Below are 13013 nucleotides of genomic sequence, written 5' to 3' on the forward strand. Positions count from 1 at the left end.
CGAAGGAGGAACCGGTCACCGCAGCAGACCGTCCTCACCGGCACGGGCCTGCGGGTCGAGCAGCATCGCCGGCTCGGCGGCGTCGATGTCGACGTCCTCGGCGAAGCGACGGTGCCCGATCTCCTCGAACAGGGCGCGGTGGCCGAGCATGCCGGCCTCGCGGCGTCGCACGCCGGCGCGCAGGCGGGCGGAGGCGGTCTCCACCCACGCCGTCGCGGCGTCCTCCCCGAGCTGGTTGGCCACGGCGATCCGGAAGGCCTCCGGGTGCACCAGCGCCATCAGCGCGGACACGTGACCGAAGCCCAGCGAGGTCAGCAGACCCGCACGGACCGTGCGGTTGAGCTGCAGCGGTTCACGCAGCCAGACCAGGTTCGGCGCGGAGGCCATCTCCGGGTCCACGCAGTCCAGCGAGCGGTTCGCCGGGATGCGCGCGGTGCGGAACATGTCGCCCAGGCCGGCGGTCTGGAAGACCGCGGCACCACCCTTGGCGTGCCCGGTGAGCGTCTTCTGGGAGACGACGTACATCGGGTTGCCCTCGGTACGGCCCATCGCCGCCGCCAGGCGGGTGTGCAGGCGCGACTCGTTCGGGTCGTTGGCGTTGGTGGACGTGTCGTGCTTGGAGACCACCGAGATGTCGTCGGCGGAGACACCGAGCTTGGCGAGCTCCTTCGACAGCTTCGAGCCCTGCCCGCCGCGTCCGGCCGCCAGCGCACCCATGCCCGGGGCGGGGATGGAGGTGTGCGCGCCGTCGGCGAAGGACGCCGCGTAGCCGACCACGGACTGCACCGGCAGACCCAGCTTCGCCGCGACGGAACCGCGGGTCAGCAGGATCGTTCCGCCACCCTGGGCCTCCACGAAACCGCCGCGACGGCGGTCGTTGGCCCGGGAGTAGAAGCGCTCGTTGAGGCCCTTGGCGGCCATGGCGTCCGAGTTGGCGGTGGCGTTCATCGAGGCGAACCCGCTGATGGACTCCACCGACATGTCGTCGGTGGCACCGGCGACCACGAAGTCGGCCTTGCCGAGCTTGATCTTGTCGACACCCTCCTCCACGGAGACCGCGGCGGTGGCGCAGGCGCCGACCGGGTGGATCATCGCACCGTAGCCGCCGACGTAGGCCTGCATGGTGTGCGCGGCCACGACGTTGGGCAACGTCTCCTGCAGGATGTCGGACGGGATGTCCTCCTCCAGGAAGCGGTCGACGAAGAGCTTGCGCATCGACGTCATGCCGCCGAAGCCGGTGCCCTGGGTCATCGCCACATCCGAGGGGTGCACGGCCTGCAGGATCTCTGCCGGGGTGAAGCCGGCGGAGAGGTAGGCGTCCACGGTGGCGACGAGGTTCCACACGGCGATCCGGTCGATGGCCTCGACCATCGAGGCCGGCACGCCCCAGCGGGTGGGGTCGAAGTCCGTGGGGAACTGGCCGCCGACCTTGCGTGCCAGGGTGGCACGGCGCGGCACCCGCGCACGGGCACCGGGCAGTCGGGTGATGGACCACTCGCCGGTCCCCTCGTCCACGGTCGCCCGGGTGAAGTCCGGGTCGGCCTCGACGAAGGACTGTGCGGCCTCGGCGGAGTCCACCGAGAAGGTGACCTCGCGGTCGAGGAAGATCTCCGCGGCCTGCGGGGTGTGCACGTCCTCGAGCGCGACGTCGTCGACGAAGGTGCGCACACCGGCGCGGGCGGCGACCTCGTCGCGGTAGCGCGGGAAGATCTCCTCCTCGGGCACGATCTCGCCCTTGGCGTCGTACCAGCCGGCGACCGGGGTGTCCTTCCAGGTCAGAAGGCCGGTCATCCAGGCGAGCTCGAGCACACCGGCGGCGGTGAGGTCCACGGACCCGTCGGCCTGCACGCCGTACTCCGCCTCGAAGCGGGTACGTCCGGAGCCCCAGGCGCTGACCTCGCCGAGACCCACGACGACGACCATGTCGTCCAGGTCGGCGCTGACCTCGCCCCAGGCCTCGTCACCGTCGACGGCGACGGGCTGGGCGGCGCGCACCGGCGACGGCAGCGCGTTGACCGTGACCGGGGCCTGGGTGGCCTCGGCGTCGGCACCGGCGGCGACGGTGTCGAAGGCACCGTCGGCGATGGCCTGCTCGCGCAGCTCGGTGAGGTTGATCTTGTCGAGCCCACCGGTCAGGTCGGCGTCGACCGGCCCGATGGACGCGGCGGCGCGGATCTCCGAGGAGCACAGGCGGACGAGCTCACCGGCGATGTCGGACGGCGTCCACACGCGGACCCCGGCCTCGACGGCGGCGTCGACGAGCGGGTCGTTGCCGCCCATCAGACCGGTGCCGGCGACCCAGCCGATGCGCGGGTGCGCGATGGTGACGCGCTCGGCCCACGGCTCGTTGGACCACTTGTTGCAGATCGCGTCGAAGGCGGCCTTGGTCTCGCCGTAGGCGCCGTCGCCGCCGAAGGTTCCGCGGTTCGGGGAACCCGGCAGGACGACGTGCAGGCGGTGGGCCAGGTTCGCCTCGTGGCCGATGCGCGACAGGGCGGTGAAGGACCGCTCCACGCTCCACAGCAGCAGGCGGGCCTGGGTTTCGGCGTTTCCGCCGGCATCCTCGACCGTGCCGGACACCGTGGGTGCGGCGAAGGGCAGGAAGAGGTCGGGGACGAGTGCCGGCTTGACCAGCTTCTTCTCGGATCCCACGGTCTCGGTCTGCTCGTTGCCGATCCAGTCGACCAGGGCGTCGATGTCGCGGTAGCTCGACAGGTTCGCCGGGACCAGCCAGATCTTCGCACCGGCGCAGGCGTGCTCGCGGTAGAGCTTCTTGATGAACTCCAGGCGGGCCGGGCTGATGCGCGAGGCGGTGATCACCACGGTGGCCCCCTGCGACAGCAGGTCGCCGACCACGCCACCGGTGATGGACGCCGGGGTCACGCCGGTGACGACGGCGACCTGTCCGGCGAAGTCACCGGTGGTCTCCTCGTCGCGGGCCTCGGCGGCGATGCCGGTGAAGCGGGACGCCAGCTGTGCGTCGGAGACGTGGTCGGCCCACCAGTCGGCGTGCTTGGCCACGGTCTCGCCGGTGCCACGGAAGGTGGCGGTGTCGGCGATCTCGCCGCCCTCGGCCAGACGGGAGATGTCCTCACGGGCGGTGGCCCACCGGTCGTCGACGAGGATGGCGCGACGCTCGTCGAAGACGGGCGCGACCTGCTTGGGCCAGGTGGCGCCGAGCTCCTCGCTGACGGCCTGCAGCACCGCGGCGGTCTCGTCGGCCTCGGGGTCGCCGAAGGACGAGGACGCGGGGACGTCGAGGTCGAGGTCGTGCAGGATGTGGCGGGCCAGGTTGGCCAGCACACCCTCGTCGCCGGTGACCTCCTGGGCGAAGGCGTCGAGCGCGGCGGAGTCCACCGTGCCGCCGCCGGAACCGCCGGCGCTGGGCTTGGCCACGGGGATGCCGTGGGCGGCACCGACCTGGGTGACTGCCTCGTCGACGATGGCGTTGACGTCGGCCATCGACGTCGCCGAGGTCGGCAGGGTCGACAGGTCGCCGCCGCGGGCGGAGGCGCCGTCACGCGAGCCGAGCAGGATCTGCGCGGTGGCGTGGTCGACCCAGCCGGGGCCGAGCTCCCAGGTGCCTGTGACGCGGTCGGCGATGGCGGTGGCCTTCGCCCCGGCGGCACCGAAGAGCTTGCGCAGCCGGTCCTTGACGGCCTCGCTGAGCACCGGGCCGAACGCGGAGTAGTTGTGCGCCGCGGCGTCCACGGTGGCGGACAGCGTGGTCACGTCGGCCTCGGCTGCACCCTCGACGCTGGACAGTCCCAGCTCCGCGGAGATGTCCATGAGCAGCTGGTTGAGCCGCGAGGACACACCGTTGGTCAGCGTGCCGGTGGTGTCGGCACCACCGATCTGCTCCGGACGCAGCTTGTTGGCGTAGGCCAGCAGCGTCTTGATCGCGTCGGACGCCTTGTAGGGCAGGTCCGCGGGACGCTCGACGGAGCCGGCCGGTGCCGGGGGCTCCGGGGTGGCGTAGCCCTCGTCGACGGCGGGGGACGGTGCGGACGCGTCGGGACGCGCCTCGGCGACGACGTCGCCGGTGGCCACGGCGTCCTGCTCTGCGGGAGCCGGGTCCGCCGGCGCTGCCGGGGCCTCGATGGTCTGGACGTCCTCGTGGTAGACGGCCTTCTCGTCGCGCTGCACGTTGCGCACGGCGACGTCGGCGCCGGTGAAGCGGGGCAGGCGCAGCGTCTTGGTCGCCAGGTTCGCCAGCGTCGGGGCGGCGCCGAGGCCGACCTCGACGAGCTCGTCGATGTCCAGGCGGTCGGTGGCCAGGAGCAGGTCCTGGGTCTCGATCCAGCGCACCGGGGAGGCGAACTGCCAGCACAGCAGCTCGATGAACAGGGTGCGCGCCACCTCGGCGCGTCCTGCCTCGTCCTTGGTACGGGCGTCCCAGTCGTCGAGCACGGCCTGGGCCGGCTCGGCGGGCACCACGTCCAGAATGGACTGCACGAACTCACGGGTCAGCTCGAACGGGCGGGCCACGAGGTTCGGGATGTAGCGTCCCACCAGGACCTCGTGGTCGATGGTCGCGGGCAGCAGGTCGTCGAGCTTCTCGCGGAAGTCGGGCACACCGGGGTGCAGCACGCGCGAGTGGAAGGGCACGTCGATGCCCGGGACCATCATGAACGAGCCCTTGCCGCCGGCGGCGGCGGTGCGCTCGGCGGCGTCCTTCTGCAGGGCGTCCAGGCCGGCGACGGTGCCGGCGACGGAGTACTGCTCGCCGGCGAGGTTGAAGTTCACGATCTCCAGGAACTCGCCGGACTCCTCCGCCACGGACTCCACGTACTCCACGACGTGGTCGTCGTCGACGCCGAACTGGTTGGGGCGCAGGGCACCCATCCGGTAGTCCGAGCGGCCGTTCTCGTCACGCGGGATGAGGTGGTGCATGGTGGAGCCGCGGTGGAACACGACCTCCAGCACGGTCTCCAGCTCGATGGTGCCGGCGTAGGCCGACAGGGCGGTGTACTCGCCGAGCGAGTGGCCGGCGTAGTAGGCGTCGGCGACCAGGGCGTCGGCCTCACGCAGGCGCGCGGTCTGCGCCAGCGCCAGGGTGGCCAGGGCGACCTGGGTGAACTGCGTCAGGTACAGCACGCCGTCCGGGTGCTGGTAGGTCACACCGTTGGCGGTCAGCGACGTGGGGTTGTCGCGGACCACGGTGAGGATGGAGAAGTCCAGGGTGGCGCGGGTGTGCGCGTCGGCGCGCTCCCAGACAGCGGCGGTCGCCTTCGAGGCGGCGCGCTCGTCCAGGCCCATGCCCTTGGACTGGATGCCCTGGCCGGGGTAGACGTACGCGGTGGACGGGGCGGCGGTGACGGCGGTGCCCTGGGACACGAGCTCGTCGTTGATCCGGCAGGTCACCTCCAGCAGCAGTCCGCCGCCGGCGACGCGTCCGGTGCGCTCGACCTGGATGTCCACCGGGTCACCGAGCTGGACGAGGCCGAACATGCGGTACGTCCAGCCGAGGATGCGGTGGCCGGATCCGGCGGCGGACGCGGCGTGCTGGGCGGTGGCCGAGAGCCACATGCCGTGCACCAGCGGTGCCTGCAGCCCGGCGACGCGGGCGGCGACGTGGCTGGTGTGGATCGGGTTGAAGTCGCCGGAGACCCAGGCGAAGGGGGTCATCTCCGCCGGGGCGTTGACGCGGGTGCGCAGCAGCGTGGAACGCGGGGTGTCGGTGACCTCCGCGCCGGTGCCGCCGGCGGCGGCCGGCTCGGCCGGCGGGGTGGTGCCGAAGGCGCGGCCACGGATGGCGAAGCGCTCGGTCTGGCGTCCCAGCAGGACGCCCTCGGCGTCGTGCATGTGGTGGTGCACGGTGACGACGCGTCCGGAGGACGACTCCTCGATGCCGGCGGCCCAGCTGGACACGGTGACGGTCAGCGGGGCGCGGGCGGCGAGCTCCTCGGCGGAGACCTCCAGGGCCACGGTGTGGTCCAGGTGCACGGCGTTGAGCAGGCCCTCGATGACGGGGTACTCGTTGACCGTGGCCGAACCCAGGGCCGCGTAGATCGCCGGCCAGCAGGTACCGAGCAGGGCGTCGGGCACGATGGAGGCGCGGGTGGCGCCGCCGCCGACCGCGGAGAGGTCGCCGAGGTCGTCGCCGGTCACACCGGCGTGCTCGGAGCCCAGGGAGCCGGTGAGGGTGAAGTCGTAGCTGAACGTGCCGAAGGGGGTCTCGTCGGTGGTGGAACCGGCGACCTTGGTCGGCATCGCGGTGATCTCATCGCCGGTGACGGCGGTGTTGCCCACACCGGCGGTGCCGGCGAGCAGCCCGTACATGGTGTCGGGCAGGCGCTCCTCGTCGACGACGGGCATGCCGCCGGTGATGCTGGTGGTGTCCAGGATCAGCGGGACGGGCAGGCTGCGCACGGCGTGGACCTGCGCGTCGCCGGAACCGGCGGCGGTGTCGTCCCAGAAGGTGTCCAGGTGCAGGTCGATGGTGACGGTGACGGGGTTGCCGTCGGAGCCGTCGTTGGTGACCACCAGGTCGTAGCGGTCCTCGTCGATGACGTGGGCCGGGTTGTCCATCAGGTGGCCGGTCCAGGAGATGTAGGGCACGGCCTTGAGCAGGGACTCCACGTCCACGGCGTCCTCGGTGCGCGACCACGCGGTGACCGGCTCGGTGTCGGCGATGCGGGCGCGGCAGGCCTCCTCGAAACGTCCGAGGAGGTCGGCGACGGGCTCGTCGACGGTGGTGATGCCGGAGACCGAGACCGGTCCGGGGATGATGCGCACCTGGTCGGCGGAGTAGCGGTCGTCCTGCGCCTGCCAGAGGCAGTCCTTGCCCCACCATGCGAGGAGGTCCTCGTCGATGGCCGGCACGAAGCCCATGGGCTTGGGGTACTTGCGGCACAGGGCGATGAACCAGGCGGTGTCCAGCGGGGTCAGGGTGTCGACCTCGGCGGACGGGTAGGCGGCCACGAGGGTCTCCACCGCGGCGGTGGGGTCCTCGGCGGACTCCACCGTGGGGAACAGGGTCTCCACCGGGCCGTGCTCGGCACTGGTCAGGCGGGCCTCGACGCGCTGCAGGAGTTCCTGGAAGCGCTGCAGCCAGGACGGGTCGACCCACGGAAAGCTCAGCTCGGCGAAGCGGCGGACGACCTGTGCGTAGGTCATCTTCTCCAGCTCACCGAAGTAGGGCTTGGCGGTCTTGTCCATCGCCTCGATGATCTCGTCGCGGCGGGCGTTGACGGCCTCGAGCGATCCACCGACCTCCTGGATCAGGCGCATGCACTTGGCGGCGGAGTTGTCGATCTCGTGGATGTCGGCACGCAGGTGCGACAGGCCCGAGGTCGCGCCACCGGCGGAGTTGCCGGGGGCGATCCAGCCGCCGTTGGGGGCGGTGAAGGCCGCGCCGGACGCATCGGCGACACCGGGGGTGTCGACGAGCAGCTGCTTGATCTCGTCGGTGGTCTTGGCCTCCTTGGCGGTCATCGCCGCGGTGCCGACGAGCACGCCGTCGACCGGCATGGACGGCAGGCCGAGGGCCACCGACCAGTCACCGGAGAGGTAGTCGGCGGAGCGCTCGGGCGTGCCGATGCCGCCGCCGACGCAGAGCACCACGTTCTTCTGGCGGCGGATCTCGGCGTAGGTGGCGGTGAGCAGGTCGTCGAGGTTCTCCCAGGAGTGGTGTCCACCGGCGTGACCGTCCTCGACCTGCAGGATGATGCTGGTGCCGGTGTCCTCGATCTGGCGGGCGATGCCCAGGCCCGCGCGGATCTGGTTGACGGTGCCGGGCTTCAGCGCGATGTGCGAGAAGCCGGACTGACGCAGCGCGCCGATGACCTCCGGGGCCTCGTCGGGCTCGGGGATGCCGGCGGAGATGACCACGCCGTCCAGCGGTGCGCCGGACTCGCGGGCCTTGGAGACCACGCGCTGGCCGCCGAAGTGGAGGTTCCACAGGTAGCGGTCCATGAACATGGCGTTGAACTGCACGGCACGGCCCGGCTCGAGCAGTCCCTTGAGCTTGGTGAGGTTGGCGTCGAAGACCTCTGCGGTGACCTGTCCACCACCGGCCATCTCGGCCCAGTAGCCGGCGTTGGCGGCGGCGGCGACGATCTCGGGGTCCACGGTGGTCGGCGTCATGCCGGCGAGCAGCACCGGGGAACGGCCGGTCAGGCGGGAGAACGCGGTCTCCACGACCTGCCCGGTGGGCAGGTCGAGCAGGCGCGGGGCGTAGGACGACCAGTCGACGGTGCGCTCCGGGTCCGGGCCCGGTGCGGCGAGCGCGTCGACGTCGTCGAGGCTGCCGGCGGCGACGATGCCGGCGCCGGAGCCCTCGATGACCTCGGCGGAGATCTTCGAGGCGACGACGCCGGGGCCGACGTCCAGGAACCATGCGGAGCCACCATCACGGGCGGCGGCGACCTGGTCGACCCAGTCGACGTGGTCGGTCAGCACGGCGCGGGCGAAGCGCTCGACAGAACCTGCAGTGTCCGCGGCGAGGCCGCAGCGTCCTGCCCAGGCGACGACCTGCTCCACCGCGGGCTCCATGGAGCTGTGGTGGAACGGCACGGTGACCTCGAGGTACTCGGTCTGCGGGGCCAGCGGCGCACCGCCGCGGGTCTTCGCGGTGAGCTCGGCGGCGTCCTTCTCGCCGAGCTGCAGCACGGTCTGCTCCACGACACCCAGGTCCTCCGGGGTACCGGAGAGGATGAAGCGGCGACGGCCGTTGTGGATGGCGACCTCGACGTCCACGCCGGCATCGGCGATGACGGCGTCGAGGTGGGAGCTCTCCAGACCACGCACGGACAGCATCGGGGTGTGCTCGCCGACGGCGAAGCCGGCGGAGCGGGTGGTGCGCGCCGCGGCGGCACCGATCAGCCTGGCGACGGCGAAGACCTCGGCGTCCGACGGGCCGTCCCCGGCGACGAAGGCGGCGCCCAGCACGCCCTGGGAGTGGCCCAGGGCGGTGGCGCGGCCGTCGGCGACGGCGGCGACGGCGTCGAAGCCGGCACCCTTGAGCGCGGAGAGCTGCGCGTACTGCACGGCGGTGATGCCGGGCACCGACAGCGCCGCGGAGACGGGGCCGGCGGAGGTCGTCGCGTCACCGGCGAGACGCTCCAGCGTCAGGGCGCCGGCCGTGGCGGCGGTGAGCTCGGCGGCGACGGGGGCGAGCAGGTCGTCCGACGCGGTGATCAGCGCACGGATCTCGCCGGCCAGAGTGGGGTCCTCGGCGAGCTGCGCGCAGGCGGGACGCCAGGGGGTGGCCTGACCGCCGAAGAGCAGGGTGGTCTTCTCGTCGCCGCCGTTCAGGCGGGAGAGGAAGCTGGAGGAAGAGTCAGTCATGATGTCCTTAGTTGTCCGACGGTTCTCTGCAGGGGTCACAGGGGCCCGTTGGAGTGGAACTTGAAGTGGCGGCGGTCGCGGTCCTTGGTGCGCAGGGAACGCAGCGCGGAGGCCAGGGTGTCGCGGGTGTCCGCGGGGACGACGATGCGGTCGATCTCACCGGTCTCGACGGAGAAGTTCGGGTTGATGTTCTCCGCCTGGTACTCGTCGGCCAGCTGCTTGGTGTAGTCGGCCTTCTCCTCGTCGGGGACCGCGGCGATGTCGCGGCGACGCAGGATCTGCACGGCACCCTCGGCACCCATCACGGCGATCTCGGCGTCCGGCCAGGCGAAGGCGAAGTCCGCGCCGATGCCCTTGGAACCCATCACGATGTAGGCGCCGCCGTAGGACTTGCGGGTGATCATGGTGACCACCGGCACGGTGCAGTTGCCGTAGGCGTAGATCACCTTCGCGCCACGGCGGATGATGCCGGCGCGCTCCTGCTCGGCGCCGGGCAGGTAGCCGGGCACGTCGACCAGGGTGACGACCGGCAGGCCGAAGGCGTCGCAGCAGCGCACGAAACGGGCGGTCTTCTCCGACGCCTCGACGTCCAGCGTGCCGGCGTTGTGCATGGGCTGGTCGGCGACGATGCCGACCGGCTTGCCCTCGATGCAGGCGAAGCCGATGACGATCGAGCGGGCCCAGTGCTCCTGGACCTCCACGAACTCACCGTGGTCGACGAGGGACTCGATGACCTCGACGACGTCGTAGGGCATGCGGTTGTCCGCCGGGACGATGTCGCCGACACCGCGGGAGGCCTCGATGTCCTCCTTGGTGGGGACGTAGTCGTAGGACGGGGTCTCGTCGTTGCAGTTCTGCGGCAGGTAGTTGAGCAGGGCGCGGGCGTAGTCGATCGCGTCCTCCTCGTCCTCGGCGAGGTAGTGGGCCACACCGGAGACGCTGTTGTGCATCTCCGCGCCGCCCAGGTCGTCCAGGCTGATCTGCTCACCGGTGACGGCCTTGACCACGTCCGGGCCGGTGACGAACATGTGCGAGTTCTCGCGCGGCATGATCACGAAGTCCGTGAGCGCCGGGGAGTACACCGCACCGCCGGCACACGGGCCGAGGATCAGTGAAATCTGCGGGATGAACCCGGAGGCCTCGCAGGACTTGCGGAAGATACGGCCGTACCACGACAGGGCGGCGACGCCCTCCTGGATCCGGGCTCCGCCGGAGTCCAGCAGGCCGAAGCAGGGAACCCGCTCGGCGATCGCCCGGTCGATGATGTCCGTGATCTTCTGGCCCTCGACCTTGCCGAGGGTGCCGCCGCGGATGGAGAAGTCCTGGGCGTAGATGGCGACGGTGCGTCCGTCGATGGTGCCGAAGCCGGTGGCCACGGCGGAACCGAGGAAGCCCTCGGCGGGGTCGCCGCCGAAGAAACGGCCGTACTCCACGAACGAGCCCTCGTCGCAGAGCATCGCGATGCGCTCACGCGCGGTGTACTTGCCCTTGCCGTGCTGGAACTTCTGGGCCTTCTCGTCCGCGGCGGCGGCGAGTGCGTCGTAGTCGACGGAGGCCTTCGCGGCGATCTTCTCGATCTTGTCGGTCTTCTCGGCGGCGGTCATTCTGCGGCCTCCTCGGTGCTCTCGGCGTTGATGTGCAGCAGCGTGTCGCCGGCGTTGACGTTCTGGCCGACCGCGACGTCGATGGACGCGACGGTTCCCCCGGCCGGGGCGTGGATGTACTTCTCCATCTTCATCGCCTCCAGGACGATGACCACGTCACCCTCCCCGACGGACGCACCGGGCTCGGTGCCCATGCGCACGACGATGGCCTGCATCGGCGACTTCAGCGCGCCCTCGGCGGTCAGCGACTCGCCGACCGGGGCGGCACCGGCGGCGGCCTCGCCGCCACGACGCCGGGAACCGCGACGCGGCTGGCTGCGTCGGACACGCGAGCCGATCTCCTGGCCCATCTCGCCCAGGTTGCCCAGCCCGCTCTGCATCATCGAACCGAGGTTCGCCAGCCCGTCGGGCAGGGTGATGCGGTGGCGACGGCCGTCGATCTGCGCGGTGAAGGTCCGCAGTGCCGCGGCGATGCTGCTCTCGTCGTCCTCCCCGTCGGAGTCGGAACCGAGGTTCTCCATGTCCACGGCCGGCAGGAAGGTCGTCTCCAGCCAGCGGGTACGCACCCGCAGGTCACCGTGGTCGTTGGTGGCGTCGAAGTCCGGGTGGGCCATGATCAGGTCCAGCACCGGGGTGGAGGTGGCGATGCCCTTGATGGACAGCTCGCCGAGCGCGCGGCGTGCCCGGGCGATCGCGCGGGGACGGTCCGGGCCGGTGACGATCAGCTTGGCGATCATCGAGTCGAACTCCGGGGAGACCTTGTCGCCGAGACGCACACCGGTCTCGATGCGGACCCCGTGGCCGGCCGGCCACTCGAGTTCCTTGATCTTGCCCGCGGTCGGGGTGAGGTCCTTGGCGGGGTCCTCCGAGGTCAGGCGCAGCTCGATGGAGTGGCCACGGATCTCGGGAACCTCGGGGATGCTGCCGCCGTCGGCGATGGTGAACTGCGCCTCCACGAGGTCGAGCCCGGTGACCTCCTCGGAGACGGTGTGCTCGACCTGCAGGCGCGGGTTGACCTCCAGGAAGAAGAGTTCACCCTCCTCGGTGAGCATGAACTCGCAGGTCCCCAGACCCACGTAGTCGGTGTGGTCGAACAGGGCCTTGGACCACGTCTGCAGGGTCTCGTCGGCACCCTCGGGCAGGAACGGTGCCGGGGCCTCCTCGATGACCTTCTGGTGGCGGCGCTGCACCGAGCAGTCGCGCGTGGTGACCACGGCGAAGTTGCCGTGGGAGTCACGCATGCACTGGGTCTCGATGTGACGGCCGGAGACGATGAAACGCTCCATGAAGAACTTGTCCAGGTCGCCGCCGGCCATCGCGTGGCCCGCAGCGAAGGTCTTCAGGTCCTCGTCGGTGCGGATGACCTCGATGCCGCGTCCGCCGCCTCCGTCCGAGCGCTTGAGGACGATCGGGTATCCGTGGGCGGCGACGAAGTCGTCGACCTCCTCCATGGACTGCACCGGGTCGGTGGTGCCGGGCACCGGCGAGACGCCGGCGGCCAGGGCGGTGCGCCGGGCGCTGATCTTGTCGCCGAGCTGGCGGATCGTGTCCGCGGCCGGGCCGAGCCAGGTCAGTCCGGCGTCCGCGACGGCCTGGGCGGCGTCCGGCACCTCGGAGAGGAAACCGTAGCCGGGGTGGACGGCGTCCGCCCCGGCACGCTGTGCGACGTCGATGATCTTGGCGATGTCGAGGTAGGTCTCCTGGAGGGTGGTGCCCTCCAGCGAGTACGCGTCATCTGCCAGGGCGACGGCAGGTGAGTCGATGTCCTGGTCGGAGTACACGGCAACGGAACGAAGTCCCAGGTCACGGGCAGTACGGACGACACGTGCGGCGATCTCGCCACGATTGGCCACGAGGATGGTGGTCGGCATCGGGCTCCTTTCGGAGAGTCGGTTCATGAAGGGCTCAACGCGACGCGCGCCCGAGATCGTTCGGGCACGGTGCGCGTGAATGGGGATGAACTCTAGGAACCGCTACGGACAGCTCCGACCCGTTCTGTTCTGCACATATATGTGCTCTACCCCCACACCCCGCCGGAAACCGGCTCCACCGGACGGGCTTTCCTTAGGTCAACAAGTGTTTTTGCCGACCCGGACGACCCCGCGGTCCGCCCACCCC

At 71.0% G+C, this 13013-nt stretch carries 3 protein-coding genes; all 3 read right to left on the bottom strand.

The features are described from left to right. Nucleotides 1-15: 15 nt before the first annotated feature. The 3 genes from ACT3S3_RS01200 to ACT3S3_RS01210 are packed head-to-tail and all read right to left on the bottom strand — an operon-like array spanning nucleotide 16 to nucleotide 12766. Entirely contained in the window at nucleotides 16-9291 is a 9276-nt protein-coding gene (locus ACT3S3_RS01200) for a fatty acid synthase subunit beta domain-containing protein (protein WP_444626020.1), read from the bottom strand. Between the two features lie 35 nt (nucleotides 9292-9326). Beyond that, nucleotides 9327-10895: an acyl-CoA carboxylase subunit beta gene (locus ACT3S3_RS01205; protein ID WP_301442872.1), complete on the bottom strand. Its 1569-nt coding sequence runs from the start codon at nucleotides 10893-10895 to the stop codon at nucleotides 9327-9329. Then, nucleotides 10892-12766, bottom strand: a complete 1875-nt coding sequence (locus ACT3S3_RS01210; protein WP_301442873.1) for an acetyl/propionyl/methylcrotonyl-CoA carboxylase subunit alpha — start codon at nucleotides 12764-12766, stop codon at nucleotides 10892-10894. Before ACT3S3_RS01210 ends, ACT3S3_RS01205 begins: the two co-directional genes overlap by 4 nt. Nucleotides 12767-13013 lie beyond the last annotated feature (247 nt).

It is taken from the genome of Corynebacterium sp. AOP40-4SA-5 (assembly GCF_052377355.1).
In the GTDB taxonomy this organism is placed as follows: Bacteria; Actinomycetota; Actinomycetes; order Mycobacteriales; family Mycobacteriaceae; genus Corynebacterium.

Bases quoted from the DNA above. Each gene is read 5' to 3' on its own strand.
- ACT3S3_RS01210 (WP_301442873.1), bottom strand. From the start codon at position 12,766: ATGCCGACCACCATCCTCGTGGCCAATCGTGGCGAGATCGCCGCACGT.
- ACT3S3_RS01205 (WP_301442872.1), bottom strand. From the start codon at position 10,895: ATGACCGCCGCCGAGAAGACCGACAAGATCGAGAAGATCGCCGCGAAG.
- ACT3S3_RS01200 (WP_444626020.1), bottom strand. From the start codon at position 9,291: ATGACTGACTCTTCCTCCAGCTTCCTCTCCCGCCTGAACGGCGGCGAC.